At 71.0% G+C, this 25,357-nt stretch carries 24 protein-coding genes, 2 tRNA genes, 1 other RNA gene and 1 pseudogene; 17 read left to right on the top strand and 11 right to left on the bottom strand.

Annotated features, from left to right (window positions below):
- Positions 1-9 precede the first annotated feature (9 nt).
- The gene (locus AB0K05_RS31225; RefSeq protein WP_364234136.1) at positions 10-447 is read left to right on the top strand and encodes a nucleoside deaminase; all 438 of its coding nucleotides are present in this window, start codon (positions 10-12) and stop codon (positions 445-447) included.
- 10 nt (positions 448-457) lie between these two features.
- Positions 458-547, top strand: a tRNA-Ser gene (locus tag AB0K05_RS31220).
- 99 nt (positions 548-646) lie between these two features.
- On the opposite strand, the gene AB0K05_RS31215 is transcribed toward AB0K05_RS31220, so the two are convergent.
- Positions 647-943, bottom strand: a complete 297-nt coding sequence (locus tag AB0K05_RS31215; RefSeq protein WP_148035985.1) for a type II toxin-antitoxin system VapB family antitoxin — start codon at positions 941-943, stop codon at positions 647-649.
- A gap of 48 nt (positions 944-991) precedes the next feature.
- Positions 992-1,822: a neutral zinc metallopeptidase gene (locus tag AB0K05_RS31210; RefSeq protein WP_364233876.1), complete on the bottom strand. Its 831-nt coding sequence runs from the start codon at positions 1,820-1,822 to the stop codon at positions 992-994.
- Between the two features lie 127 nt (positions 1,823-1,949).
- Between AB0K05_RS31210 and AB0K05_RS31205 the strand changes: the two genes are divergently transcribed.
- The 4 genes from AB0K05_RS31205 (at position 1,950) to AB0K05_RS31190 (ending at position 4,763) form a co-directional block, all read left to right on the top strand.
- On the top strand, positions 1,950-2,549 hold the full coding sequence (locus tag AB0K05_RS31205; protein ID WP_364233873.1) for a LysE family translocator: 600 nt from the start codon (positions 1,950-1,952) through the stop codon (positions 2,547-2,549).
- 69 nt (positions 2,550-2,618) lie between these two features.
- Positions 2,619-3,320, top strand: coding sequence for a DUF4097 family beta strand repeat-containing protein (locus tag AB0K05_RS31200; RefSeq protein WP_364233871.1), 702 nt, complete (start codon positions 2,619-2,621; stop codon positions 3,318-3,320).
- Between the two features lie 107 nt (positions 3,321-3,427).
- Complete coding sequence (locus tag AB0K05_RS31195; protein ID WP_364233869.1) at positions 3,428-3,808, top strand: hypothetical protein; 381 nt, start codon at positions 3,428-3,430, stop codon at positions 3,806-3,808.
- 1 nt (position 3,809) lies between these two features.
- Entirely contained in the window at positions 3,810-4,763 is a 954-nt protein-coding gene (locus AB0K05_RS31190) for a hypothetical protein (protein ID WP_364233867.1), read from the top strand.
- Here AB0K05_RS31190 and AB0K05_RS31185 read toward each other — a convergent pair.
- From AB0K05_RS31185 to AB0K05_RS31165, 5 genes are all read right to left on the bottom strand, one after another.
- Positions 4,756-5,088 carry a YbaB/EbfC family nucleoid-associated protein gene (locus AB0K05_RS31185; RefSeq protein ID WP_148035991.1) on the bottom strand — a complete coding sequence of 111 codons (333 nt, stop codon included), beginning with the start codon at positions 5,086-5,088 and terminating at the stop codon, positions 4,756-4,758. The genes AB0K05_RS31190 and AB0K05_RS31185 overlap by 8 nt on opposite strands.
- Before the next feature lie 46 nt (positions 5,089-5,134).
- Positions 5,135-7,519 carry an excinuclease ABC subunit UvrA gene (locus AB0K05_RS31180; protein WP_364233864.1) on the bottom strand — a complete coding sequence of 795 codons (2,385 nt, stop codon included), beginning with the start codon at positions 7,517-7,519 and terminating at the stop codon, positions 5,135-5,137.
- A 66-nt stretch (positions 7,520-7,585) separates the two neighbouring features.
- Complete coding sequence (locus tag AB0K05_RS31175; RefSeq protein ID WP_219549836.1) at positions 7,586-7,996, bottom strand: VOC family protein; 411 nt, start codon at positions 7,994-7,996, stop codon at positions 7,586-7,588.
- A 58-nt stretch (positions 7,997-8,054) separates the two neighbouring features.
- Positions 8,055-9,131: a beta-eliminating lyase-related protein gene (locus AB0K05_RS31170; RefSeq protein WP_364233862.1), complete on the bottom strand. Its 1,077-nt coding sequence runs from the start codon at positions 9,129-9,131 to the stop codon at positions 8,055-8,057.
- A gap of 51 nt (positions 9,132-9,182) precedes the next feature.
- A complete protein-coding gene (locus tag AB0K05_RS31165) occupies positions 9,183-10,325 on the bottom strand; it encodes an amidohydrolase family protein (RefSeq protein WP_364233860.1) in 1,143 nt (380 codons plus the stop codon).
- A gap of 169 nt (positions 10,326-10,494) precedes the next feature.
- On the opposite strand from AB0K05_RS31165, the gene sigJ reads away from it, so the two are divergent.
- Complete coding sequence (gene sigJ, locus AB0K05_RS31160; RefSeq protein WP_364233858.1) at positions 10,495-11,388, top strand: RNA polymerase sigma factor SigJ; 894 nt, start codon at positions 10,495-10,497, stop codon at positions 11,386-11,388.
- Positions 11,389-11,502: 114 nt separating this feature from the next.
- On the opposite strand, the gene AB0K05_RS31155 is transcribed toward sigJ, so the two are convergent.
- A tRNA-Ser gene (locus AB0K05_RS31155) sits at positions 11,503-11,587 on the bottom strand.
- A gap of 82 nt (positions 11,588-11,669) precedes the next feature.
- Here AB0K05_RS31155 and ffs point away from each other — a divergent pair.
- Positions 11,670-11,768, top strand: an RNA gene (ffs, locus tag AB0K05_RS31150) — signal recognition particle sRNA small type.
- A gap of 29 nt (positions 11,769-11,797) precedes the next feature.
- Positions 11,798-13,771, top strand: a pseudogene (locus AB0K05_RS31145) (DNA polymerase III subunit gamma and tau); the annotation flags it as partial.
- Positions 13,772-15,357: 1,586 nt separating this feature from the next.
- On the opposite strand, the gene AB0K05_RS31140 reads toward AB0K05_RS31145, so the two are convergent.
- The gene (locus AB0K05_RS31140; protein WP_187281560.1) at positions 15,358-16,797 is read right to left on the bottom strand and encodes a helix-turn-helix domain-containing protein; all 1,440 of its coding nucleotides are present in this window, start codon (positions 16,795-16,797) and stop codon (positions 15,358-15,360) included.
- Between the two features lie 340 nt (positions 16,798-17,137).
- On the opposite strand from AB0K05_RS31140, the gene AB0K05_RS31135 reads away from it, so the two are divergent.
- The 5 genes from AB0K05_RS31135 to AB0K05_RS31115 all read left to right on the top strand — a co-directional run bounded on the left by AB0K05_RS31135 (position 17,138) and on the right by AB0K05_RS31115 (position 21,026).
- Entirely contained in the window at positions 17,138-17,488 is a 351-nt protein-coding gene (locus tag AB0K05_RS31135) for a YbaB/EbfC family nucleoid-associated protein (protein WP_187281561.1), read from the top strand.
- A 2-nt stretch (positions 17,489-17,490) separates the two neighbouring features.
- Positions 17,491-18,090, top strand: coding sequence for a recombination mediator RecR (gene recR, locus AB0K05_RS31130; protein ID WP_148035997.1), 600 nt, complete (start codon positions 17,491-17,493; stop codon positions 18,088-18,090).
- Positions 18,083-18,613: a DUF5063 domain-containing protein gene (locus AB0K05_RS31125; RefSeq protein WP_148035998.1), complete on the top strand. Its 531-nt coding sequence runs from the start codon at positions 18,083-18,085 to the stop codon at positions 18,611-18,613. The genes recR and AB0K05_RS31125 overlap by 8 nt, the downstream gene beginning before the upstream one ends.
- Positions 18,614-18,696: 83 nt before the next feature.
- A complete protein-coding gene (locus tag AB0K05_RS31120; protein WP_148035999.1) occupies positions 18,697-19,971 on the top strand; it encodes an aspartate kinase in 1,275 nt (424 codons plus the stop codon).
- Complete coding sequence (locus tag AB0K05_RS31115) at positions 19,968-21,026, top strand: aspartate-semialdehyde dehydrogenase (RefSeq protein ID WP_364233852.1); 1,059 nt, start codon at positions 19,968-19,970, stop codon at positions 21,024-21,026. The genes AB0K05_RS31120 and AB0K05_RS31115 overlap by 4 nt, the downstream gene beginning before the upstream one ends.
- A 24-nt stretch (positions 21,027-21,050) precedes the next feature.
- Here AB0K05_RS31115 and AB0K05_RS31110 read toward each other — a convergent pair whose 3' ends face one another.
- Positions 21,051-21,833, bottom strand: a complete 783-nt coding sequence (locus tag AB0K05_RS31110; protein ID WP_364233850.1) for a hypothetical protein — start codon at positions 21,831-21,833, stop codon at positions 21,051-21,053.
- A gap of 224 nt (positions 21,834-22,057) precedes the next feature.
- On the opposite strand from AB0K05_RS31110, the gene AB0K05_RS31105 reads away from it, so the two are divergent.
- The 3 genes from AB0K05_RS31105 (at position 22,058) to AB0K05_RS31095 (ending at position 24,138) form a co-directional block, all read left to right on the top strand.
- Positions 22,058-22,726 (top strand): TetR family transcriptional regulator, encoded by a 669-nt coding sequence (locus AB0K05_RS31105; RefSeq protein ID WP_219549848.1) that lies wholly within the window; start codon positions 22,058-22,060, stop codon positions 22,724-22,726.
- 33 nt (positions 22,727-22,759) lie between these two features.
- On the top strand, positions 22,760-23,716 hold the full coding sequence (locus AB0K05_RS31100) for an LLM class F420-dependent oxidoreductase (protein ID WP_148036003.1): 957 nt from the start codon (positions 22,760-22,762) through the stop codon (positions 23,714-23,716).
- A 62-nt stretch (positions 23,717-23,778) separates the two neighbouring features.
- The gene (locus AB0K05_RS31095; RefSeq protein WP_364233846.1) at positions 23,779-24,138 is read left to right on the top strand and encodes a YkvA family protein; all 360 of its coding nucleotides are present in this window, start codon (positions 23,779-23,781) and stop codon (positions 24,136-24,138) included.
- On the opposite strand, the gene AB0K05_RS31090 is transcribed toward AB0K05_RS31095, so the two are convergent.
- Positions 24,135-25,334: an amidohydrolase family protein gene (locus tag AB0K05_RS31090; protein ID WP_148036005.1), complete on the bottom strand. Its 1,200-nt coding sequence runs from the start codon at positions 25,332-25,334 to the stop codon at positions 24,135-24,137. The two genes, AB0K05_RS31095 and AB0K05_RS31090, sit on opposite strands and share 4 nt — an antisense overlap.
- Positions 25,335-25,357: the final 23 nt, after the last annotated feature.

Below are 25,357 nucleotides of genomic sequence, written 5' to 3'. Positions count from 1 at the left end.
ACCGCCGCGATGCGGCAGGCGCTCGCCGAGGCGACCGCCGCCGGCGAGCGCGGCGAGGTGCCCGTCGGCGCGGTGGTGCTCGGCCCTTCGGGCGAGGTGCTCGCCGCCGCGGGCAACGACCGCGAGTCCGCCGCCGACCCCACCGGCCACGCCGAGGTCCTCGCGCTCCGCGCCGCCGCCCGCCGCAGGGGCGCCTGGCGGCTCGACGGCTGCACGCTCGTCGTCACGCTGGAGCCCTGCACGATGTGCGCGGGAGCCGCCGTCCTGGCGCGCGTCGACAGGATCGTGTACGGAGCCGTCGACGAGAAGGGCGGGGCCGTGGGCTCGCTCTGGGACGTCGTCCGCGACCGCAGGCTCAACCACCGGCCCGAGGTCGTCATGGGCGTGCTGGCCGAGGAGTCCGCGGCCGTCCTCAAGAAGTTCTTCGGCACTCGCCGGATCCGGTAAGCTCGTCGGCGGTGGTGTCGCCTAGTGGCCGAGGGCGCACGCCTCGAAAGCGTGTGATGGGGCAACTCATCCGTGGGTTCAAATCCCACCACCACCGCCACCCGAAGGGGCCTCCGCGTCGAGCGGGGGCCCCTTCGCCTTTCAGGTCGCGCGAAATGTCCGGGCCGCCGCGGCCCGGAAGAAAAGAGCGCGCTTTCCCCTAGCTGTGAAGTTCGAGAACCCTGGCGTGCAGGATGGACCGCTGGTGCAGGGCCGCGCGCAGCGCCCGGTGCAGGCCGTCTTCCAGATAGAGCTCGCCCTGCCACTGCACGACGTGCGGAAAGAGATCGCCGTAGAACGTGGAATCGGCGGCGAGCAGCGAGTGCAGGTCGAGCATGGCCTTGGTGGTGATCAGCGAATCGAGCCGGACCTGCCGCGGTGGTATCTGGGCCCAATCGCGGTTGGACAATCCGTGTTCGGGATAAGGGCGTCCGTCGCCGACCATCTTGAAGATCACCCCCCCGATTTTAGGCTGGATTTCGCACGCTCGTGTTCTCCGCACTCCTCACATCAGCTCGGCGCCCTCGCATCGGCCCGGATTTCCGGTGTCGTAACCGCGCTGGAACGCCGCCGTCCGCTGTTTCGAGCTGCCGTGGGTGAACGACTCGGGATCGACCCGGCCGCCGCTGCGCTGCTGGATCCGGTCGTCGCCGACCGCGGCCGCCGCGTCGAGCGCCTCGGCGATCTCGGCCGCGGTGAACTCGGCGGCGTAGAAGCCGCCCTCGTACGCTTTTTTCGCCCACACCCCGGCGTAGCAGTCGGCCTGCAGCTCGACGGCCACCGAGCTGCCGGAGTCGAGGGCGCCGAGCAGGTTCTGCACGTGGTGACCGTACTCGTGGGCGATCACGTACGCCTGCGCGAACGGGCCGCCCTTGGCCCCGAACCGGGTCTCCAGGTCGTCGAAGAAGGTCAGATCGAGATACACCCGCTGGTCGCCGGGGCAGTAGAACGGGCCGACGGAGGAGTCGGCGGCGCCGCAGGCGGTGCGCACGCCACCGGAGTACAGGACGGTCTTGGCCAGGCGGTACTCCGGGAGCTCGGTCTTCCAGTAGTCCTGGATGCTGTTGACCACGCCGACGACCTGGCACTTCCCGGCCTGGTCGGCGTCCTTGCCGGTGCGGCACTCCTCGGCCAGGTTGGCGGGCGGCTGCCCCTGGCCGGCCTCGGTGTCCACGCCGCCCACGTTGTTGAGCACGAAGACCAGGACGAGCGCGATCAGGCTGACGATCCCGCCGCCGCCGACGACCATGCCGCCGGGGAACCGGCCGCCGCCGCCCCCGCCGCCGCGGTCCTCCACCTGTGAGGGGTCTAGATTGACGTCGTCCCTGAAGTCCATTGCCCGGTGTCCCTTCCGTGGGGGTGGATCACTGCTTCCCCCTGGGCAGATGGTCATCCCTATGTTGTTCCGTTAGTCTTCCCCTATGACGGGCGGAATAGTAGGGATTGCACTGGTCTCCCTGGGCATGGTCCTCACCCCGGGGCCGAACATGATCTACCTGGTCTCCCGGTCGATCACCCAGGGCCGGCGGGCGGGCCTCATCTCCCTGGCCGGCGTCTTCCTCGGGTTCAGCGTCTACCTGACCGCCACCTGTCTCGGCCTGACGGCGATCTTCGCGTACGTCCCCGCCGCCTACACCGCGCTCAAGCTGGCGGGCGCCGCCTACCTGCTCTACCTCGCCTGGAGCGCCATCAAGCCCGGCGGCACCTCCGCCTTCGAGCCCCGCGAGCTCCCGGTCGAGCCGGCCCGCCGGCTCTTCGCCATGGGCCTGTTCACCTGCCTGCTCAACCCCAAGATCGCCATTCTGTACATGTCGCTGCTGCCGCAGTTCATCGACCCCTCGATGGGCCACATCATGCTGCAGAGCCTCGTGCTCGGCTCCGCCCAGATCGCCGTCGGCACGCTGGTGAACGGGCTCATCGTCATCTCGGCCGGCGGCCTGGCCGCCTTCCTCGCCCGCCGCCCGGTCTGGGTACGGGTCCAGCGCTACTTCATGGGCACCGTGCTCGGCGGCATGGCCGTCCATCTGGCGACCGACCGGTCCAGAGCCCTGACGACCGCCTAGCCGGATTCAGGGGAAGTCTCAGGGAGTCACCTGAGGTCCCCCGGACCTTGACCCACGACACTTGAGCCCATGGACGTCAGGCGAACAGTGATGATCGCCGGCCTGCTCGGGCTGGCGGCGGTGACGGCGGGCTGCGGCATCGGCGGTCCCGAGAACACGGAAACCGCCTCCTACGACGTCACCGGCACGGTGACCGCGCTCGACGTCGGGGCCGACGGGGGCGCCATCGAGGTGATCGAGTCCGACAGGCAGGGCGTGCACGTCACCGAGACGCTCACCTGGACCGGCGACCGGCCTCCCCAGTCCACCCACGAGGTCGAGGGCGGCACGCTGGTGCTCGCGTACACCTGCCCGACCGGCTGGGGAGGCATGCTCCACTGCGACGTCGGCTACAAGGTCGAGATCCCCCGCGGGCTGCGCGTCAAGGCCGGCACCGACTCGGGCGCCGTGACGCTGCGCGGGCTGTCCGGCGAGGTCGAGACGAACTCCGACTCCGGCCGGATCGAGGCCACCGACCTGACCGGCAAGCAGGTCGTCGCCGGGACCGACTCGGGCGGCATCTCCCTGTCCTTCGCCGCGGCGCCGGACAAGGTCGAGACCAACTCGGATTCCGGCTCCAGCGTCGTACGCGTGCCGGAGGGCCCGTACGACATCACCGCCACCACCGACTCGGGCCGCAGGCGCGTCGACGCCGCACACGACGGCGCCGCCCCGCGCAAGATCACCCTGCGTAGCGATTCCGGCGCCCTCGAAGTCCTGCCCGCGCGATAGCGCACAAACGGAAACTGAGAAGTCATCCACGAGTAACACATGAGGTGAAGGCTGGCCGCTGATTGCCATCTGAGGAGGCGACCACCTTGGATATCGACCATTCCAGTATGGAGAGCAGCGGCAAGGCGATCCACGGCGAGGATGGTGATTTCGCCCGCAAGATCAGCCGGCTCCACGCCGACCTGGAGCCGCTCATTCCCTACTTCGGAAACCCGGCGAGCGACGAGGCCGCGCGGATCTTCCGCAGGGGCGCCGACGGTCACCCCGGCTTCGACAGCGCCTACGAGGACCTGAGCACCGCCGTGGACAACCTCGGCAAGGCGTACCGGGACATCGGGTCCGCCGTCGTGGCCATGAGCAAGAACGTCAAGGCGGCCGACTGGGCGAGCATGGTCGACCGGAACGCGTCCGTACGCGACCTGGTCGCCTTCGCCGAGCGCGAGAACGACGAGGTCAGCGTGCCCACCACCCCGGTGGAGAGGGCCTGACATGCCCGTCGGCCTCGCGACCAAGGTCGCCCTGGGCGGTATGGCCGGCGCCGGCGTGGCCGGTGCGCTGGCACCCGAGGTGCTGTTCGGCATCTCCTATCTCGAAGGCGACCCCGAACGGATCCGCCAGGCGGCCGACGTCCTCGACGACCTCGCCGACGCGATCGACCTGCGTTTCCGGGAGGCGAACACGGCCGCGGAAACGGTATGGGAGAAAAGCTCCGACGAGGCGGTCGACGCGTTCAAGAAGTTCTGGCAGGAGGAATACGGCCCCGCGGTTCTCGCGGTCTCGCTCAAACACCGCAACGCGGCCAACGCCTGCCGGGCCTACGCCGACGTCGTGGAAAAGGTCAACCACGCGCTGCACGTGCTGTGCTGGATCCTGACCGTGGACATGATGTACACCATCGGTTATCAGGTCTTCACCTGGAAGCTCCTGCAAGCGATCATGAAGAGACAGGCGATCCTGCTCCGACTGGGCGCGCACCGCTTCGTCACCCTGTTGCTGCCCACCTTCTCCTACTGGGTGGCCGACAGCGTGTCGTACGCGACCGGCGAGGTGGCGCTGCCCCTGGCGCTCAACTACGCGGGCGGCATCAAGACCGACCTGTCCGGCAACGACGTCAGGTCACTCGGCCACAACCTCACCGCTTTCCGCGAGCACTTCGTGGCCAACATGACCTTCAACGGGGTCCTCGACGGCACGGCGGCGCTGATGGCGAAGGTGCCCGGGCTGCGGGCCGTCACCGCCAACCTGACCCTGCCGAACGGGACGACCCTCAACACCGGCAACTTCGTCCCCAGACTGACCGGCTCGACCGCGTACTCGATGTCCCTGGACGCGCAGCGCGGCGACAACCCCCTGCCCGGGACCGAGCACGGGCTGACCGAGGAGGAGATGTACCAGAAGTTCATCGTCCACGGCACGCGGAGCCTGATCCCGCGCCTCAAGTGACTTTCCGGTCGCCCTCGCCGAGGTAGGGCCGCGTCACTTCCACCAGCCGTCGCGCCGCGTCCTCGGCGGCCCGGCGCGACAGGTCCACGATCGTGTCGGCCAGCTCGCGTGAGCCCATCCTCATCGCCCGGGGGTCGATGTGCAGCGCGGCCAGCTGCCCGGACGCCGAGACCCTTATTTTGATCTTGTCGTCCGGGGTGGCCGCGTGGCCGGTCACCTCGCCGACCGCGCCCATGACGTCGGCGAGCTCCGTGGAGTTCGCCCGGAACTCCGCCATGACGCGGTCGAGCTCGGGGTCGCCGGTGCGCTGCTCTCGTTCGGCCATGAGGCATTGTCCTGCGCGCGGATGTCAATCATGCTACGAACGCGCATCAGGCGCCGACGTAGGCCGCCAGGTGCTCGCCGGTGAGGGTGGAGCGGGCGGCGACCAGGTCGGCGGGGGTGCCCTCGAAGACGACCCGTCCGCCGTCGTGGCCCGCGCCGGGACCGAGGTCCACGATCCAGTCGGCGTGCGCCATGACCGCCTGGTGGTGCTCGATGACGATCACGGACTTGCCGGAGTCCACGATCCGGTCGAGCAGGCCGAGCAACTGCTCGACGTCGGCCAGGTGCAGGCCGGTGGTCGGCTCGTCGAGCACGTAGACGCCGCCCTTGTCGGCCAGGTGGGTGGCCAGCTTGAGCCGCTGCCGCTCGCCGCCGGACAGCGTGGTGAGCGGCTGGCCGAGGCTGAGGTAGCCGAGCCCGACGTCGGCGAGCCTGCCGAGGATGGCGTGCGCGGCCGGCGTGCGCGCCTCTCCGGCGCCGAAGAACTCGGCGGCCTCGGTCACCGACATCGCGAGCACCTCGCTGATGTCCCGGCCGCCGAGGTGGTACTCCAGCACCGACGCCTGGTAGCGCTTCCCCCCGCACTCCTCGCAGGTGGTGGCGACGCCCGCCATCATCCCCAGGTCGGTGTAGATGACACCGGCGCCGTTGCAGTCGGGGCAGGCGCCCTCGGAGTTGGCGCTGAACAGCGCCGGCTTCACGCCGTTGGTCTTCGCGAACGCCTTGCGGATCGGGTCGAGCAGCCCGGTGTACGTCGCCGGGTTGCTCCGCCGTGAGCCCTTGATCGCCGACTGGTCGACCGCCACCACGCCCGCGGAGGCCGGGATCGACCCGTGGATCAGGGAGCTCTTGCCGGAGCCGGCGACGCCGGTGACCACGCAGAGCACCCCGAGCGGGATGTCCACGTCGACGTCGCGCAGGTTGTGACGGCTGGCGCCGCGGATCTCCAGCTTCCCGGTGGGGGTGCGCACCTCCGGCTTGAGCGACGCCCGGTCGTCGAGGTGGCGGCCGGTGATGGTGCCGCTGGCCCGCAGGCCCTCGACGGTGCCCTCGAAGCAGATGGCGCCGCCCGCCGTGCCGGCGCCGGGGCCGAGGTCCACGACGTGGTCGGCGATCGCGATCGTCTCCGGCTTGTGCTCGACGACCAGGACGGTGTTGCCCTTGTCGCGCAGCCGCTTCAGCAGGTCGTTCATCCGCTGGATGTCGTGCGGGTGCAGGCCGATGGTCGGCTCGTCGAACACGTACGTCACGTCCGTGAGCGCGGAGCCGAGGTGGCGGATCATCTTGGTGCGCTGCGCCTCGCCGCCCGACAGCGTGCCGGCGGGCCGTTCGAGCGAGAGGTAGCCCAGCCCGATCTCCACGAACGAGTCGAGGGTGTGCAGCAGCTTGGCGAGCAGCGGCGCGACCGACGGCTCGTCGAGGTCGCGGACCCACGCGGCGAGGTCGCTGATCTGCATCGCGCAGGCGTCGGCGATGCTGACGCCGCGGATGCGCGAGGAGCGGGCCAGCTCGCTGAGCCGGGTGCCGTCGCACTCGGGGCAGGTGGTGAAGGTGACCGCCCGGTCCACGAACGCGCGGATGTGCGGCTGCATCGCCTCCCGGTCCTTGGAGAGGAACGACTTCTGGATCTTGGGGATCAGGCCCTCGTACGTCAGGTTGACGCCGTCGACCTTGACCTTGACCGGCTCCTTGTAGAGGAAGGCCTGGAGCTCCTTCTTGGTGTAGTCGCGGATCGGCTTGTCCGGGTCGACGAAGCCGGACTCGGCGTAGACCCGCACCGTCCAGAAGCTGTCGGACTTCCAGCCGGGGATGGTGAACGCGCCCTCGGAGAGCGACTTGGAGTCGTCGTAGAGCTGGGTGAGGTCGATGTCGGAGACCGTGCCGCGGCCCTCGCAGTGGGTGCACATGCCGCCGATGCGGGTGTAGGTCGCCTTCTCGGTCTTGCGCGCGCCCCGCTCGACCGTGATCGCGCCGCTCGCCCGTACCGTCGCGACGTTGAAGGAGAAGGCCTGCGGCGAGCCGATGTGCGGCTCCCCGAGCCGGCTGAACAGGATGCGCAGCATCGCGTTGGCGTCGGTGGCGGTGCCGACGGTGGAGCGGGGGTCGGCGCCCATCCGCTGCTGGTCGACGATGATCGCGGTGGTCAGCCCGTCGAGCACGTCGACCTCGGGCCGGGCCAGCACCGGCATGAAGCCCTGGACGAAGGCGCTGTAGGTCTCGTTGATCAGCCGTTGCGACTCGGCGGCGATCGTGCTGAACACCAGCGAGCTCTTCCCCGAGCCGGAGACGCCGGTGAACACCGTCAGCCGGCGCTTCGGGATCTCGATGCTGACGTCCTTGAGGTTGTTCACCCGCGCGCCGTGCACGCGGATCAGGTCGTGGGTGTCGGCGGCGTGCGGCTCGGGCGACCGCGTGTCCGTTCTCGTGGTCATCGTGTCTCCATGGGTACGTGGTGGTCGCTCGTCAGCTGGGCGGCCACCGCGGTGAACGCCGGAGGGTCAGGGCCGTTCCTGGATGCGGATCATGTTGCCCGCGGGGTCACGGACCGCGCAGTCGCGCACGCCGTAGTCCTGCTCGGTCGGCTCCTGGATGACTTCGGCGCTGTTGTCGCGGAGCCGGGCGAAGGTGCCGTCCAGGTCGTCGGTTGACAGGACGATACCGGCGAAGGTGCCTTTGGCCATCATTTCGGCGATGGTGCGCTGCTCGTCGTCGGTGATGCCGGGGTCGCCGGTCGGGGGCTGCAGGACGATGGAGGTGTCGGGCTGGCCGGCGGGGCCGACCGTGATCCAGCGCATCCCCTCGTAGCCGACGTCGTTGCGCACCTCGAAGCCGAGGGCGTCGCGGTAGAAGGCCAGCGAGGCGTCGGGGTCGGAGTGCGGGAGGAAGCTCGCGTGAATGGTGATGTCCATGGCTGCCACGTTAGGCGTGCCGCGCCCGGCGACGCTTCTCGATTCCTGATCGTGTCGCTCAAGGGGCGGCGCGGGCGAGCAGGTCGCGGATGAGGGCGACCACCTCGCCGGGGGTGAACTCCATGGCGTTCTCGCCGACGCTGACCTCGAAGGCGCAGCGGCCGGGCTCGGACGCGGACCGTACCCGGCCCCAGAGCTGGATGCCGCGCTCGGCCAGGATCTCCGCGCCGGCCCGCTCGACGGCGCGCCGGTCGGCGGGCAGGTGGATGTGGAACAGCGGCGTCTGCGGCGGGTCGGGCCAGGCGCGGGCGGCGCCGTCCGCGTTGATCGCGGCCGCGATGGCGATGGCGTGCTCGCGGTACGCGGGCATCTCGCCGGCCAGGGTGTCGAGGTGGACCAGCGCGGCCAGGGCGAGCGGCCAGGCGTCGCCGATGCCGCCGCCGAGTCGTTGCCGCCACACCCTCGCCACCTCCACGGTGGCCGCGTCGGAGGCGAGCACCGCGCCGCGCACGCCCTGCAGACTCTTGTAGAGGGAGACGTAGACGGTGTCGAACAGCGCGGCGATCTCGTCGAACGGCCGCCGGTAGTAGGTCTGGGCCTCCCACAGCCGGGCGCCGTCCAGGTGTGTGGCGGCGCCGGTGGCGCGCACGAGCGCGACCTGCTCGCGCAGGGCGTCCCAGCCGGGCACCAGGCCGCCGAGGTCGCGCTGCGGCAGCTCCCAGACGACTGCCGCGAGCGGTTCGCCGATCGCCGCCAGGTCTTCTGCGGTCATCAGCTCGTGCGGGTCTCCGGCCCTGCGGAACCGCAGGCCGTGGACGGCGTTGTAGCCCTGCTCCTCCCACACGTCCAGATGCGACCTCGGGTGCGCGGCGAACGTGCGGCGGCCGCGCCGGTCGGCGTGCACGCGCAGCGCGGTCTGCTGGGCCATCGTGCCGCTGGGGAAGAACAGCGCGCTCTCCTTGCCGAGCAGCTCGGCCAGCCGCCGCTCCAGCACCGCGACGGGGCCTTCGGGGCCGTCGGCCGGGGTGTCGTCGTCGACCAGGGCGAGCATCCGCTCCAGCATCATGCGCGGCCCCCGCCGGATCGGCGCGTGCAGGAACAGCGAGCGCCGGACCGGCGGGCTGGTGTCGGACATAAAGGCCTCCTTATTGCAATCCATGTGCAATAAGGAGAAAGGTACAGTGCGTCACTGACGGGTCTGGCGCACCCCTCGGCGCCAGACGTCCACGATGGCGCCGGTGGCGGTGATGTCACGGGTGGGATCGCCTTCGACCAGCACCAGGTCCGCCCGGAGTCCGGGGGCGATCCGGCCGCGGTCGTCCAGGCCGAAGTGCCGGGCGGGCAGGCTGGTCGCGGCGGCGAGCGCCTCCTCGGGGCTGAGCCCGGCCTCGGTGAGCAGCTCCAGCTCGCGGTGCAGCCCGGCGCCGTGGGCGGGCGCGAACGGGGTGGCGTCGGTCCCCGCGAGCAGGGGCACCCCGGCCCGGTGCAGGTCCCGCAGCGCGCCGGCGGCCCCGGCCGAGCTGCCGGGACGCGCGCGGTCGGCGGTCTCGACGTGCCGAGCGGTGATCGCCTCGAAGTACGCGAGCGTGGTCACGACGAAGACGCCCTGGGCGCGTACCCGCTCGGCCAGCCGCCGGGAAGCCGGGTCGCCCGGCGCGAGGTCGGTCCACACGTGGGCCAGGCCGTCGGCGCCGGCGTCGAGCGCGATCCCCACCTCGGCCGCGCTGATCGCGTGGGCGACGACCCGCAGCCCGGCGTCGTGCGCCGCCTCGGTGAGGGCGGTGGCGACGTCCGGCGTCATCGCCGGGAGGTCGGCGCCGTGCACCCTGCCGTCGTCGATGACGATCTTGAGGTAGTCGGCTCCCTCGGCCAGCCGGGCCCGGACGAACGCCGGCGCCTGCGCCGGGTCCGACACGAAGTCGATCGCCGGGGCGCCGTCGAGCACGGTGCCGGCCAGGGCCGCCAGCAGCTGGGTCGGATGCCCGCCGGGTGCGGTGGCCAGGGTGCCCGCGCTGCGCAGGTCGGCCACGTCGTCGTTCCCCGCGGCCAGCAGGCGCTGCTCCGCGAGGATCTCCGGCAGGCAGAACATGTCGAGCTCGGTGGTGACCCCGTGCCGCAGGGCCTGGGCCAGGCTGCCGTCGAACACGTGCGTGTGCGCGTCGATCAGCCCCGGCAGGAGCGTCCTGCCCGCCCCGCCGATTTCCACGTCGGCCTGGTCACCCGCACCGGCGCCGGCCGCGGCGATCAGCTCGCCCTCGATCACCACGTCGGCCCTGCCGATGGACCGCTCGCCGTCGAACACCCGGACGTCGCGGATCAGCGTACGCATCGAACATCTCCTCTGGAGGTCGTGAGTCACGGACGCCACCACAGAGGGCTGTCGGCGGCCGGCTGTGACATGGCCACGACCGGCCATGGCATGGATCACATCCCGGGCGTCCATGTCACACTCCCGGCGTCACGGGTCTCTGCGGTCGCGACAGATGAGGAGGTTCGCCATGATGCACGCGACCGTCACCGAGCAGTTCCTCGGCCATCGCGAGCTGCTGTTCTCGGTGGTCTACAACATGCTCGGCAGCGTCGCCGACACCGAGGACGCGCTGCAGGAGGTGTGGCTGGCCTGGGCCGCCCGGCACGGCAGGCCGGCCGCCGAGCCGGTCGAGAACCCCCGGGCCTATCTGGTGCGGATCGCGGTGAACCGGGCGCTGGCCCGCCGCGCCGACCTGAGCCGCCGCCGGGAGACCTATGTGGGCCCGTGGCTGCCGGAGCCGCTGGTCACCGTCGAGGACGCGGCCGGGGCCGCCGAACGGGCCGAGTCGCTGTCGATGGCGATGCTGGTGGTGCTGGAGACCCTGTCACCGCTCGAACGGGCGGTGTTCGTCCTGCACGAGGTGTTCGGCTTCGGCCATCCGGAGATCGCGGGCATGCTGGGCCGCACGCCTGCGGCGGTCCGCCAGCTCGCGGCCCGCGCGCGCCGCCACGTGCACGCGCGCCGTCCCCGCCACCGGACGGAGCCGGACGTCCACGCCCAGGTCACCGAGCGCTTCGCCGCCGCCGCGCTCGGCGGGGACCTGCGGGCGCTGCTGGAGGTGCTGGCACCGGACGTGACCCTGTGGACGGACGGCGGCGGCAAGGGGCCCGCGACCAGCCTGCGTCCCGTGCACGGCCGCGACCGGGTGGCGGCGCTGTTCGTGTCGGTCGCCGCGACGCTGCCCGACGGCGGGCTGGACATCCGCTACCGGCGGGTGGCGGGCGACCCGTGCGCGCTCGTCTTCTCCGGCGACAGCCCGCTGGCCGTCGTCGTCGTGGACCTCGCGCCCGACGGCGACCGGATCGCCGGCATCTATTCGGTGACCAACCCCGACAAGCTCACCGGGATCCGCCGAACCTGACGCGCCGCCGGGTCAGCGCCCTAGGCATGCTGCGAGCATGATGAGGTCGGAAAACAGCGAAGGGGCCGACTTGGATAGGGTCGGCCCCTTCGCGTTTACTGCCTCAACCAGGCGCGGAGGATGGGGGATTTGAACCCCCGAAGGGTTGCCCCTTACACGCTTTCCAAGCGTGCGCCCTCGGCCACTAGGCGAATCCTCCGCCGACGAGCTTACCGGACTCGGCAGGGTCTCGGGACCACCATTTCGTGGCAGCGAGCACTGCCGCATGTGGATAGACTGTCCCCGGACCCCTCGCGCGGCGTCATCCTGTGAACCTCCCCAGGGCCGGAAGGCAGCAAGGATAAGCGGGCTCTGGCGGGTGTGCGAGGGGTTCCTTCGTTGGGAAGCCCCTCGCAGGCGGGATGGTCGCATGAGCCTTGCGCTTTACCGCAAGTACCGACCCGGGACCTTCGCGGAGGTCAAGGGTCAGGAACACGTCACAGACCCGCTGCGGCAGGCGCTGCGCACCGGCCGCATCAACCACGCCTACCTCTTCAGCGGGCCCCGCGGCTGCGGCAAGACCTCCAGCGCGCGCATCCTGGCGCGCTCGCTCAACTGCGAGAAGGGCCCGACCCCCGACCCCTGCGGCGAGTGCGAGTCGTGCGTGGCGCTCGCCCCGACCGGGCCCGGCCACCTCGACGTCATCGAGATCGACGCGGCCTCCCACGGCGGAGTCGACGACGCGCGTGACCTGCGCGAGCGGGCGTTCTTCGCCCCCGTGTCGGCGCGCTTCAAGATCTACATCATCGACGAGGCGCACATGGTGACCCGCGAGGGTTTCAACGCGCTGCTCAAGCTCGTCGAGGAGCCTCCGCCGCACCTCAAGTTCATCTTCGCGACGACCGAGCCGGAAAAGGTCATCGGCACGATCAAGTCGCGCACCCACCACTACCCGTTCCGGCTGATCCCGCCGGCGACACTGCGCGCGCTGCTGGAAGAGATCCTCACCGCCGAGAACGTCCCGTTCGAGCCCGCCGCGCTGCCGCTCGTCGTCCGCGCGGGCGCCGGCTCCGCCCGTGACTCGCAGTCGATCCTCGACCAGCTCCTCGCCGGCTCCGGCGACGACGGCATCACCTACGCCCGCGCCGTCTCCCTGCTCGGCTACACCGACGGCGATCTGCTCGACGAGGTGGTCAACGCGTTCGCCGCCCGCGACGGCGGCCAGGTCTTCCAGGCGGTCAACCGGGTCGTCGAAGGCGGCCACGACCCCCGCCGCTTCGCCTCCGACCTCCTCGAACGCTTCCGCGACCTGGTCATCCTGGCCAACGTCCCCGAGGCGGCCGCCAACGGCCTGCTCGACCGGCCCGCCGACGAGCTGGAGCGGCTCGTCCAGCAGGCGGCCTCGATGGGGCCCGCCGAGCTGACCAGGGCCGCCGAGATCTTCAACGCCGGTCTGACGGAGATGCGCGGCGCCACCTCGCCGCGTCTGCTCCTGGAGCTGATGTGCGCCCGCGTCCTCCTCCCGGCGGCCGAACAGGGCGAGGCCGCCCTGCTGGCCCGCCTGGAGCGCCTCGAACGCGGCAGCGCCGTCGCCGGCATGGCCGCCCGCGCGGTCCCCGCCGCGCCTCCGTCCGCCGGGCCGCCTTCGTCCGGGCCCGCCGCCACGGGGCACCCTTCGTCCGGGCCCGCGGCTTCTGGGCCGGGGGCCTACGGGCCCGCGGCTTCTGGGCCGGGGGGTTCCGGGCCTGCGGCCTACGGGCCTGCGGCTTCCGGGCCTGGCGCTTCTGGGCCTGGCGCTTCTGGGTCTGCGGCTTCTGGGCACGCCTCGTCCGGGGCTGCGGGGGCCTCGTCTGGTCACGGTGCTTCCGGGAGCGTCGGTACGGGGCATGCCGGTGGTGGTGTGCCCGCGGCCTCGCAGGTGGGAGGGCCGGGCACCGTCGCGACGCCGAGCGGTCAGGCACTGGACGGGCCTCACCCGGCCCGGACCGGTGGGCCTGCGGCCGACGACTGGCCCGAGACCGTTCGGCCGGGCTCCGGCTCGGGTGCTCCCGCGTACGGTGGGCAACCCCAGAGCGGCGGCCAGGAGCAGGGTGGTCCGGCTCATGGTGGTCCCCAGGCTTCCGGACAGGCGGGGGCTGCGCAGTCGGGCGGCGGTACGGCGGCGTTGCAGCAGCAGTGGCCCGCGGTGCTGGCGGCGCTCAAGCAGCGCAGCATCGTCGTGTGGGCGAACGTCAGCACCAACGCGCAGGTGGTCGGCGTCGAGGGCAACCTGGTGACGCTCGGGTTCACCCAGATCGGCGCGATGAAGAACTTCACCGGCGGCGGCAAGGACGCCGTCGTGGCCACGGCGCTCGCCGACGTGCTGGGGGGCACGTGGCGGGTCGAGGCCGTGGTCGGCAACGGGCCTCCGCCGTCTCGTGGGGCCCACTCCGGGCCGTCCGGGGGTTCGGGGCCTGCGGGTTCTCCAGGAGGAGCCGCTGGACCGTACGGGGGTTCCCAGGATTCTTGGGGTGACGCCGCCGGTTCCCCCGGCGCGCACGCCTCCGGCGGTACGCGGCCGTCCACCGGCGGCCCCGGGGCGGGAACGCCTGGCACGGATGGCCACGCGGGCTCCGCGACGCACGGTGCTGAGGGTCGCGCCGGTGCCGGGATGCCTGACGCTGGCGGGCACGCGGGCGCTGCGGATGGCCGTGCAGGCTCTGGGATGACTGGTGTGGACGGCCGCGCGGGCTCTGGGGTAACCGGTGTAGATGGCCGCGCGGGCTCTGGGATTACCGGTGTGGATCGCCGCGCGGGCTCGGGGGTGACCGGTGTGGATGGTCACGCCGGCTCTGGGATTACCAGTGCCGGTGGCCAGGCCGGCTCCGGGGCGACCGGTGTGGATGGCCGGGCGGGCTCCGGGGCGACCGGTGCGAATGGTCACGCCGGCTCTGCGGCGCATGGCGCCGGAGCGGGGGCGGACGGTCGCGTCGGCTCCGGGCCGGGCGCTGCCGTGGGTGCCGTGTCGTCTGGACAGTTCGCGGAGGCTGGAGGCGTTCAGGCGGCGGGTGGGTCCCAGCAGCGGCCGACGACGGACGAGTCCTGGCCGTCGGCTCCCGACGAACCCGGCCCCGGGTCCCCGCCTGGGCCGGATCCGTCGCAGGCGGCTCCCGCCGGTGTGATGACCGGGACCGGGCTGGCTGCCGCTCGATCGGCGGCCAGAGCGGCGGCGCAGGCGGGCCCCAGGGTTCCGGCCGCCCGGCAGGGAGGCGGCTCGGGCGGGTGGCCCAGCGCCATCCCCAAGCGAGCCAGCGCTCCCGACACGGATGACGTGGACCCGCTGAACGACGCCGACGCCGACGTGGACGAGCTCTCGGGGATGGCTCTCCTGCAACGTGAACTGGGCGCCCAGGTCATCGGCGAGATCGACCACTCCTGACAGCGAGCCGCCAGCCCTTCCCGAAGGCCGACCTTCTCCGATACCGCACTCCCGGCCGTAAGGGACCGGTTGCCGTACGGGCGGCACGTCGGAGTTGGGACCGCTCGGACTTTCTAAGAGGGCCGCTTCGGGTGCGTCTTCCCGATGCTCGCGTTCGTACGGAAAGGGACCGGTTGCCGTACGGGCGAAGCGTTGGAGCTGGTGGCCGATCTGACCTTCCAGAGGGCCGCCGGTCGAGCTTCGGATGCGTCTTCCCGATACTCGCGTTCACGGTCGTACGGAAGGGTCGGTAGCTGTACGGGCGGCACGTCGGAGTCGGTAACCGGTCCCACCTTTCACATGGCCGCAGGTCGGGCTTCGGGATGCTTGTACTCCCGGTCGTACGGGCGCGGCGTGTTTGTGATTCGGCGCGGGCCTTGCCGTGCGGGCGGAGACGGCAAATGGGGCCGCGCGGGGGTCGTGGGGTGAGTGCCGCGGGGGTTCTCAGGTCTGAGGTGGGTGACGGCCGGGCGGGGGGCGGGCGGCGGGATGTGACTTCAGTGAGCGCCGTAGGGGTTTCGCGGTGTGAGGGGTCAAGGGGCGCGCAGGCGGGCGCGGGCGGCGGCGGCGCGGGGGTCCGCCTGGGGGAGGCTGGAGGTGAGGCGTTCGAGGAGCTGGAAGTCCTCGCGGCCGTTCATCGTCTGGGCGTATGTCCACAGGTCCTCGGGGGCGCCGCGTTGCAGGAGGCAGGTGCGTACCAGGACCTCCAGTTCGTCGCGCTCGCGGCGGATCTCGGGGGACTCGGAGCGGGCCAGCAGGGGGCCGGGGTAGGCGCGGGCCACCAGGGAGGCGGGGTGGTCGGCGGCCAGGAGGCGGCGCAGGTCCAGGAAGTCGGCCTCGACGGGGCAGGCCAGGTGGTAGGGCTTGGCGTCGATGGGGACGTCCAGCTGGGTGCGCAGCCGGTGGATCTCGGCGCGGATGGTGACCGGGTTGCCGAGGTCGCCGTACAGGTGGAAGGAGAGCTGCTCGGCCGTGAGGCCGCGCGGGTGGAGCGCCAGGATGGCGAGGATCTCGGCGTGGCGGAGGGACAGCAGCACCTTGCGGCCGCCGACGATGGCCGTCGGCGGGCCGTCGCCGAGGAAGGTGAGGGCGAGCGCGGCGGGTGTGGAGGCGGTGTTGGAGGTGGCGCGCAGCAGGTAGCCGTCGGAGAACGGCTCCAGGAGCGCGATCCGCCCGTCGCGCAGGATCATGCGCTCGCCGGTGACGGGAAGCTGGAGGCGCGGCCCGAGCTGGCCGCCGGGGTCGCCGGCGATGACCCGGCCGCCGGCGGAGAGCAGCACGGCGGGGCGGGCGCGGAGCGACTCGTAGCGGCGGCGCAGGGAATCGTCGTGGTCGCGCATGCGGAGCGCGAGCTGGGTCTCGGCCAGCTTCGCGGTGGCGGCCACGAGGGCGACGGTGGCGGGGTGGAGGCTGGGCGCGGTGCCGCTGACGTCCACGCAGCCGAGGAGCTGCCCGGTCTCCGGGTCGGTGATGGGGGCGGCGCTGCAGGACCAGACGCGCAGCACGCGCATGAGGTGCTCTTCGGAGTAGACGTGAACAGGCCGCCTGAGCGCGAGCGCGGTGCCGATGCCGTTGGTGCCGGCGGCCTCCTCGGCCCAGCGGTAGCCGCCGGCGAGGCCGACCTCGTCGGCGCGGCGCATGGTGGCGGTGTGGCCGTCGCGCCACAGGACGCGGCCCTCGCGGTCGGTGAGGACCATGATGTGCTCGCCCTCGTCCGCGACCGTGCGCAGGGTCTGCTTGATGAGCGGGAGCAGGGGCCGCAGGGGGTGGGTCTCGAACGCGTTCTTCACCTGCCCGGGGTCGTGGGCGGCGGGCGCGCCGGGGGCGTCGGGGTCGATGCCGGCGGCGAGCGAGCGGCGCCAGGAGTCGCGGATCAGCTTGCGCGGGCCTGCGGGAACCGGGGCGGCAGCGGTCACCACCTCGTGCGCGGCCTGCAGACGGCGGGAGTATGCGTCAAGGTGAGCGTAACTCATCAGCCACTCCAAGTAATCGTCCCCTAGGGGGAGCATCCGCGTTGGGGTGCCGCCCGCGCAAGCAGTTCAGGGGATTGCCGAGGGTGATTGAACGATAGCAACGTGTGTGCAACGTCACTGCCGCTAGCGTTCCGGCGTACCGCGTCGGCGTGGTGCGGCCGCTCCGGTCGACGCGATTGGCCGGGTCCCGGACGCTGGAGGGGGGCCGGGACCCGGCCAAGAAGATGTCCGGATTCACGGCCCGGGAGCGAAACACCTGCAAGCCTCCAGTACATGCCGAGGCCCAAACACCGTAGGCTCGTGGCAGTCAAGAACGCGGAGCCACGAGGAGCGCACGACGGTGAACCCAGGGGATGTCAACCTGCAGCAGCTGCTGGAGCAGGCCCAGCTCATGCAGCAGCAGCTCGTGAGCGCCCAGCAGGAGCTCAACGACGCGCAGATCGAGGGCTCGGCCGGCGGCGGGATGGTCACCGCCGTCGTCAACGGCTCGGGCGAGCTGCTGGAGCTCAAGATCGATCCGAGTGTCATCGACGCCGGAGACGCGCAGGACACTGCCGACACGATCGCCGACCTGGTGATCGCCGCCGTGCGCGACGCCGTCAGGGCGGCCGGCGACCTGCAGCAGGAGAAGCTCGGGCCGCTGGCCCAGGGGCTGGGCGGCGGCGGCCTCGGCCAGCTGCCAGGGTTCTAGCGATGTACGAAGGGGTCGTCCAGAATCTGATCGACGAGCTGGGCCTGCTGCCCGGCGTAGGTCCCAAGAGCGCGCAGCGCATCGCCTTCCATCTGCTGGCGGCCGACCCGGCCGACGTCAAGCGGCTGGCGCACGCGTTGCTGGAGGTCAAGGAGAAGGTCCGGTTCTGCCGGGTGTGCGGCAACGTGGCCTCCGAGGAGGAGTGCCGCATCTGCCGCGACCCGCGCCGCGACACTCACGTGATCTGCGTGGTGGAGGAGTCGAAGGACGTCGTCGCGATCGAGAAGACGCGCGAGTTCCGCGGCACCTACCACGTGCTCGGCGGTGCCATCAGCCCGATCGACGGTGTCGGCCCCGACGACCTGCGGATTCGCGAGCTCATGACCCGGCTGGCCGACGGCCGGGTGACGGAGCTCATCCTCGCCACAGACCCCAATCTCGAGGGTGAGGCGACGGCTACCTACCTTGCCCGTCTGGTCAAGCCGATGGGTGTGAAAGTGACACGACTGGCCAGCGGTCTGCCCGTGGGCGGTGATCTCGAGTACGCCGACGAGGTGACCTTGGGCCGCGCGTTCGAAGGACGGAGGCTGCTGGATGTCTGACGAGTGGGGAGCGCTGGCGGAGGAGATCGCCGGTCACGCGCAGAACTACGTCGACGGCCTGGCGAGGGTCGCGGGCGGCGAGGGGGGCGACGCCATCTGGTCGCTGCTCCTGGTCGAGGTCGCCCAGGTGAGCCTGGCGGGCGCCAAGCTCGGCGCCAACCGCGACGTGATCCTCTCGGGCAACTACGAACCGCCGCTGAGCGAGGATCCCGACATCGACGGGGTGCGCACGGCCCTGGCCGAGCGGCTCGGCCCGGTCGACGACTACGCCGAGGTGTTCGACCCGTACAAGGACACCGGGGTGACTCCCTACCGTCTGTCCGACGACCTGACGGCGGTGGCCGCCGATCTCATCCACGGACTGCGCCACTATCAGGCGGGCCGGCCGCACGAGGCGCTGTGGTGGTGGCAATACTCCTACTTCAACACCTGGGGCAACCACGCGGGCGCGGCCATGCGCGCGCTGCAGGCCCTGGCCGCGCACTCGCGGCTCGACGTGGCGGAAGAGGTCACGACCGGGTAGGTGTCCACATAGTGGTTGGCACATCAGTGGCATGAGACGTCCCAAGTAGACTGGGCTTTCACAGTCCAGATCGGGAGACTCTCGTGGCACTCGTTGTGCAGAAGTACGGTGGTTCGTCCGTTGCCGACGCGTCCTCCATCAAAAGGGTGGCGCAGCGTATCGTCACGACGAAAAAAGCCGGCAACGACGTCGCCGTCATCGTCTCCGCCATGGGTGACACCACCGACGAGCTGCTCGACCTGGCCGAGCAGGTGTCGCCGCTGCCGCAGGGCCGCGAGCTCGACATGCTCCTGACCGCGGGCGAGCGCATCTCGATGGCGCTGCTGGCGATGGCGATCGCCAACCTCGGCCACGAGGCGCGCTCGTTCACCGGCTCGCAGGCGGGTGTGATCACCAATTCCACCCACGGCAAGGCGCGCATCATAGACGTGACGCCGAGCCGCATCCAGGAGGCCATCGACCAGGGCCACATCGCGATCGTGGCCGGCTTCCAGGGCGTCTCGCAGGACACCAAGGACATCACCACGCTCGGCCGCGGCGGCTCCGACACCACCGCGGTCGCGCTGGCGGCGGCGCTCGAGGCCGACGTGTGCGAGATCTACACCGACGTCGACGGCATCTTCACCGCCGACCCGCGCATCGTGCCGGCCGCCCGCCGGATCCCGCGCATCTCCTACGACGAGATGATGGAGATGGCGGCCTGCGGCGCGAAGATCCTCCACCTGCGCTGCGTCGAGTACGCTCGCCGTTTCGACCTGCCGATCCACGTACGCAGCTCGTACAGCAACAAGGAAGGCACGTGGGTCGTCTCCGACCCCTACTCCGAAGGAACCGAGATGGAGCAGCCGATCATCTCCGGCGTGGCACACGACCGGAGCGAGGCCAAGATCACTGTTGTCGGGGTCCCCGACAAGGTCGGTGAGGCTGCCGCGATCTTCAAAACCCTGGCCGACGCCGAGGTCAACATCGACATGATCGTGCAGAACGTCTCGGCCGCTGCGACGGGCCGCACCGACATCTCCTTCACGCTGCCGACGGCCGACAGCCAGACGGCGCTCACGGCGCTGAAGAAGATCCAGGCCCGGATAGGGTTCGAGTCGCTGCTGTTCGACGACCAGATCGGCAAGGTCTCGCTGATCGGCGCGGGCATGCGTTCCCACCCCGGCGTCACGGCCACGTTCTTCGCGGCTCTCGCGGACGCGGGGGTCAACATCGAGATGATCTCCACCTCGGAGATCCGGATTTCCGTGGTCGTCGGGCAGGACGACGTGGACTCGGCGGTCGCCGCCGCCCACCACGCCTTCGACCTCGACGTCGACCAGGTCGAAGCCGTTGTGTATGGAGGTACCGGACGATGAGCAGACCCAATCTGGCCCTGATCGGCGCGACCGGTGCCGTGGGCACCGTCATGCGCGACATCGTCTCGTCGCGTGACGACGTCTGGGGCGAGGTCCGCCTGGTCGCCTCCCCGCGCTCGGCGGGCAAGGTGCTGCGGGTCCGCGGCGAGGACGTCGTCGTGCGGGCGCTCGCGCCCGAGGTGTTCGACGGCATCGACATCGCCATCTTCGACGTGCCCGACGAGGTGTCGGCCGAGTGGGTGCCGATCGCCGCGGAGCGGGGCGCGATCGTGATCGACAAGTCCGGTACGTTCCGGATGGACCCCGACGTCCCGCTGGTGGTGCCGGAGGTCAACCCGCACGACGCGCGCCGGCGCCCGCGCAACATCATCTCGACGCCCAACTGCACCACGCTGTCGATGATGGCGGCCATGGGCGCCCTGCACGCCGAGTACGGCCTCCAGGAGCTCGTGGTGGCCTCCTACCAGGCGGTGTCCGGCGCCGGCGTGGCGGGCTCGGCCAGGCTCTACGACGAGGTCGAGGCGCTGGCCGGCGACCGGTCGATCGGCCAGGCGGCGGGCGACGTGCGCAAGGCGCTGGCCAACAAGCTGCCTGACGACTCGCCGTTCCCCGCGCCCGTCGCGTTCAACGTGGTGCCGTGGGCGGGCTCCTATAAGGACGGTGGCTGGGCCTCGGAGGAGCTCAAGCTCCGCAACGAGTCCCGCAAGATCCTCGGCATCCCCGGCCTGAAGGTCTCCGCGACCTGCGTCCGGGTGCCTGTGATCACCACCCACTCGCTGGCGGTGCACGCGCGCTTCGAGCGCGAGATCACGGTGGCCGACGCGCACCGGGTGCTGGAGGCGGCGCCGACGGTGGTCCTGATGGACGACCCCGCCAACGGCGTCTTCCCCACTCCGGCCGACGTCGTCGGCACCGACCCGACCTATGTCGGCCGGGTCCGCCAGGCGGTCGACTTCCCCAACACGCTCGACCTGTTCGTCTGCGGTGACAACCTCCGCAAGGGCGCCGCGCTGAACGCGGCCGAGATCGCGGAGCTGGTCGCCGCCGAGTTCTGACCGAACGGCCGGGGTACGGGCCCGTCACCTGAAGAGGATGTCCCAGTGGTCGCCCTCGTCGGCGAAGACGGTGCCTGACGGCGAACGGTACAACCGGGCGCCGTCACCCCGCACCCCGGCCGGTTCGGCGGTCTTCTTGATGTAGCGGTCGATGCACTTGTTGTGCCCGATGTCGAGCTTGTGACCGCTGCCGTGGCTGAAGCGGCCGGGCGCGTGCCCGGTCTCGGTGCCACCGGTGACGGTGACGGAGCAGCCGCTGCGCTTCTTGAGCTGGACCATCCGCTGCACGGTCGCGGTGCGTACGGATTCGAGCGAGGTGCAGTGGCGGACGTGCCGATTCGCGCAGCCGCCCGACGAGGTCCAGCGCAGGCCGGCCTGCTTGAGCCAGCGGGTGGCGTGGCTGTGCGACAGGTGCATGGTCGCGTACCTGGGCTTGACCCGGGCCAGCTTCACGCGCCGTTTGCCGCGGCTGTCGGTGCCCTCCAGCGCCTCGTGGGCCCGGGACCGCCAGTCTGCTTCGTAGTCGTGCCACCTGGTCCTGTGGGCCGGTGGGCCCGCGCGGTAGCCGGACCAGCCGATGTCCCGGACGTGCCGTCCGGCTTCGCGGATCCGGTGCGCGGCATGCTCGTGGCGAGGGGCCAGCGAGCGGGCGCCGCCGTACGTCCAGTCCAGGCCGTCGTTTCTGCTCTCGAGTGAGTCGATCCAGCGGGGAGCCTTGAACGCGTCCTCGATGCGAATGATCGGCACCAGCTCCTCTCCCAGGTCCTTACCGGGAGGGATCGGAGTGGCTGAGGCGGCGGTGGCCATGGCGATTATGGAAGTTTCTATAGCAAAGAGCGCGACCACGCAGAGCCGCACTGTCCTACGTATCCACATGTCTGTGCCTTTTCGCGGAATAGCCCTTCCGCTGGAATCATCAATCCCACGCTTCACACGAGATGACCCCTGTCTCAGCGGCATCTTTGCCCTGTGTCTGCGATCACCGTGCGGGTTCATGACCTAACCCGGCATCAAGCCGTAAAGTGACGAACGTGGCCGAAGCCCGAAACCGAGGATCGGAGAGCACCCGGGAGGTCATCGTCGCGACGGCCCTCAGGCTGTTCCGGGAGCGCGGCTTCGAGGCGACGACGATGCGGGCCATCGCCGCCGAGGCCGGGGTGTCGGTGGGCAACGCCTACTACTACTTCGACAGCAAGGAAGCGCTGGTCCAGGCGTACTACGACCGCGCCCAGGCCGAGCACGAGGAGGCCTGCGCGGAGTTGCTGGCCACCGAGCGCGCCTTCGCGGCCCGCCTGAGTGGCGTGCTGCGGGAGTGGGTACGGGTCTCGGAGCCGTACCACGCGTTCGCCGTCAAGTTCTTCAAGCACGCGGCCGAGCCGGCCAACCCGCTCAGCCCGTTCAGCGCCCAGTCCTCCCCGGCCAGGGAGGCGTCGATCGCCATCTACCGTCAGGTGGTCGAGGGCGCGGCCGACCGCATGGACGCCGAGCTGCGCGAGGAGCTGCCCGAGCTGCTCTGGTTGCTGTCGATGGGCATGGTGCTGTTCTGGGTGCACGACACCTCGCCGGGGTGTGCGCGCACGTACCGGCTGATCGAGGTGACCGTGCCGCTGGTCGACCGGCTGGTGGGGATGTCACACCTGCCGGGACTGCGCGGCATCACCAAGGACTTCATCGCGGCGATGCACGAGCTCAGGGCATAGGCGTACCACATACCGATTGGTATGGTGCGGTGCATGACGCAGAACTGGGGCATGACCATTCCCTTCTACGACCGTTCGCTCGCCGCGTCGAAGGAGCTGATCGAGGAGCTGCCGTCGCTCGGTTACACCGATCTGTGGTCCGCGGAGGTGAACGGCGCCGACGGGTTCACGCCCCTGGCCCTGGCCTCGCAGTGGGCCCCGGGAACGCGGCTCGGCAGCGCGATCGTGCCGGTCTCCACGCGCGGCCCCGGCCTGCTGGCGATGTCCGCCGCGACGCTGGCCGACCTGGCGCCGGAGCGGTTCGTGCTGGGCATCGGCTCGTCCTCGCCGGCCATCGTGGAGCGCTGGAACGCGATGGAGTTCACCAAGCCGTACGCGCGCACCCGCGACACGCTGCGCTTCCTGCGGGCCGCCCTGGCCGGCGAGAAGGTGTCGGAGACGTACGAGACGTTCGCGGTCAAGGGGTTCAAGCTGGAGCGGGCGCCGAAGGTCGCGCCGAAGATCGTGCTCGCCGCCCTCCGGCCCCGGATGCTCCGGCTGGCCGCCGAGGAGGCCGACGGCGCGATCACGAACTGGCTCTCGCCCGACGACGTGCGCAAGGTCCGCGCGGAGGTCCGGCCGGAGACCGAGCTGATCGCCCGCCTGTTCGTCTGCGTCAGCGAGGACGCGGACGCGGTACGCGAGCGCGGGCGCTGGATGCTGGCCAGCTACCTCACGGTGCCCGCCTACGCGGCCTTCCACGACTGGCTGGGCCGCGGCGAGCAGCTGCGCCCGCTGCACGAGGCGTGGGCCGCCGGCGACCGCAAGGCCGCGCTCCAGGCCATCCCGGACGAGGTCGTCGACGCGCTCATCGTGCACGGCGACGCGGCCACCTGCCGGGCCAGGATCCAGGAGTACGTGGACAACGGCCTCGACACGCCCGTGCTCGCGCCCATCCCCGGCGAGACCCCGATCGCCCAGGCCGTCCGGGACCTCGCGCCGAAAGCCTGATCGTTAGGAACCAATCCCCGTGGGTAACACGTTATGTCGTGAAACCGGGGTAAGGGGATCACATGAAGCCGAAACCAGCACGCGCCGCCGCGGTCTATCGGACGTACCGCGAAGTGAGCAAGCCGGGCTCCCCGTCCTTCATGACGAGAGTGCGGGCGATCCCGCGCATGATCGGCGACGTGATGCGCGGCCGGTACGACGGGCTCGGCAAGGGCAAGCTGGGGCTCATGGCGATGGGCGTGGTCTACATGATCTCGCCCATCGACCTGGTGCCCGACTTCCTCGTCCTGATCGGGGTCGCCGACGACTTCGGGGTTTTCCTGTGGCTGATGGCGTCGCTGCTCGGGGAGAGCGGCCGCTACGTCGACTGGGAGCGCAAGGTCGTCCCCGGGCACGTGGAGGCCCGGCCGCAGGAAGGCTAGATCTCCTCCATGCGCAGCCAGGCGCGTGACGGGAGCGGGTGGCCGAACAACCGCGCCGCGTTCCCGTACGCGACCCTGGCGATGTCGGCCGGCGGCAGCGGGCCGAGGTTGCGCGCCACGGCCTTCTGCGTGTCGGGCCACGTCGAGTCGGAGTGCGGGTAGCCGCTCTCCTGCAGCACGTGGTCGAGGCCGACCGCGAGCCGCACCCCCGAGAGCGCGTGGTCGTTGAGCGTGCCGAAGAAGAAGTTGCGGCGCAGCACCTCGCTGGGCTTCAGCCCGCCCTCCCACGACGTCTCGCCGCCCGTCACCGGGTGGTCGAGCGCGTAGTCGGCACGATCGGCCAGCATCGGCAGCCAGCCCACCCCGCCCTCCACGATGAGGATCCGCAGGTTGGGGAAGCGCAGCGGCAGCCCGGACCACAGCCAGTCGGCGCACGCGAACATCGCGCCGGTCGGCATCAGCGTGGTGATCGCCTCGATCGGCGTGTCGGGCGACGGCACCGGCGACCAGCTCGACGCGCCGGTGTGGAGGGCGACCACGGTGCCGGTCTCCTCGCAGGCCGCGAAGAACGGATCCCAGTGGCCGCTGTGTATGGACGGCAACCGCAGCCGCGTCGGGAACTCGGGGAACACCACGGCCTTGAAACCGCGCGCCGCGTTGGCCCTGATCTCCTTGGCGGCCACGTCGGGGTCGGGCAGCCAGGGCAGCTGCAGCCCGATGATGCGCTCGGGGAAGGTGCCGGCCCAGACGTCGATGTGCCAGTCGTTGTAGGCCTTGACCAGGGCCAGGCCGAGCTCCTGGTCACGGGTCCTGGCGAAGGCCATGCCGGACTGGCCCGCCACCATGCCGGGGAAGCAGAGCGCGGCCCACACGCCCGCGGTGTCCATGTCCTTGACGCGGGCCTCGATGTCGTAGCAGCCGGGGCGCATGTTCTCGAACCTGACCGGGTCGAGCGTCCACTGCTCGCGCGGCAGGCCGGCGCCGACGTCGAGCCCCGCGCAGGGATAGGTGGCGCCTCCATAGCGCCACACCTGGTGACCGGCCTCGGTCTCCACCACCTTCGGCGCGACGTCGGCGAATTTCTCCGGCACCCGGTCCTCGAAAAGGTCGGGGGGCTCGATCAGATGATCGTCGGCGGAAATGATCACGTAGTCGCGCCGCCTCGGCTCTGGGTCGGGAAGCAGCGGCGTAGTCACGCAGGTAACCGTACGACGGCTGG

The sequence above is a fragment of the Nonomuraea sp. NPDC049486 genome (genome assembly GCF_040676925.1).
In the GTDB taxonomy this organism is placed as follows: domain Bacteria; phylum Actinomycetota; class Actinomycetes; order Streptosporangiales; family Streptosporangiaceae; genus Nonomuraea; species Nonomuraea ferruginea.
Note: the sequence above shows the minus strand (reverse complement) of the source record. Positions and strands in the feature narration are given on the sequence as shown.

Coding starts and splice junctions, on each gene's coding strand:
- AB0K05_RS31190 (WP_364233867.1), top strand. CDS start 3,810: ATGCCCGTCGGCCTCGCGACCAAGGTCGCCCTGGGCGGTATGGCCGGC.
- AB0K05_RS31115 (WP_364233852.1), top strand. CDS start 19,968: ATGAGCAGACCCAATCTGGCCCTGATCGGCGCGACCGGTGCCGTGGGC.
- sigJ (WP_364233858.1), top strand. CDS start 10,495: ATGATGCACGCGACCGTCACCGAGCAGTTCCTCGGCCATCGCGAGCTG.
- AB0K05_RS31180 (WP_364233864.1), bottom strand. CDS start 7,519: ATGACCACGAGAACGGACACGCGGTCGCCCGAGCCGCACGCCGCCGAC.
- AB0K05_RS31200 (WP_364233871.1), top strand. CDS start 2,619: ATGGACGTCAGGCGAACAGTGATGATCGCCGGCCTGCTCGGGCTGGCG.
- AB0K05_RS31225 (WP_364234136.1), top strand. CDS start 10: ATGCGGCAGGCGCTCGCCGAGGCGACCGCCGCCGGCGAGCGCGGCGAG.
- AB0K05_RS31140 (WP_187281560.1), bottom strand. CDS start 16,797: ATGAGTTACGCTCACCTTGACGCATACTCCCGCCGTCTGCAGGCCGCG.
- AB0K05_RS31175 (WP_219549836.1), bottom strand. CDS start 7,996: ATGGACATCACCATTCACGCGAGCTTCCTCCCGCACTCCGACCCCGAC.
- recR (WP_148035997.1), top strand. CDS start 17,491: ATGTACGAAGGGGTCGTCCAGAATCTGATCGACGAGCTGGGCCTGCTG.
- AB0K05_RS31125 (WP_148035998.1), top strand. CDS start 18,083: ATGTCTGACGAGTGGGGAGCGCTGGCGGAGGAGATCGCCGGTCACGCG.
- AB0K05_RS31205 (WP_364233873.1), top strand. CDS start 1,950: ATGGTCCTCACCCCGGGGCCGAACATGATCTACCTGGTCTCCCGGTCG.
- AB0K05_RS31210 (WP_364233876.1), bottom strand. CDS start 1,822: ATGGACTTCAGGGACGACGTCAATCTAGACCCCTCACAGGTGGAGGAC.
- AB0K05_RS31165 (WP_364233860.1), bottom strand. CDS start 10,325: ATGCGTACGCTGATCCGCGACGTCCGGGTGTTCGACGGCGAGCGGTCC.
- AB0K05_RS31100 (WP_148036003.1), top strand. CDS start 22,760: ATGACGCAGAACTGGGGCATGACCATTCCCTTCTACGACCGTTCGCTC.
- AB0K05_RS31170 (WP_364233862.1), bottom strand. CDS start 9,131: ATGTCCGACACCAGCCCGCCGGTCCGGCGCTCGCTGTTCCTGCACGCG.
- AB0K05_RS31185 (WP_148035991.1), bottom strand. CDS start 5,088: ATGGCCGAACGAGAGCAGCGCACCGGCGACCCCGAGCTCGACCGCGTC.
- AB0K05_RS31095 (WP_364233846.1), top strand. CDS start 23,779: ATGAAGCCGAAACCAGCACGCGCCGCCGCGGTCTATCGGACGTACCGC.
- AB0K05_RS31110 (WP_364233850.1), bottom strand. CDS start 21,833: ATGGCCACCGCCGCCTCAGCCACTCCGATCCCTCCCGGTAAGGACCTG.
- AB0K05_RS31195 (WP_364233869.1), top strand. CDS start 3,428: ATGGAGAGCAGCGGCAAGGCGATCCACGGCGAGGATGGTGATTTCGCC.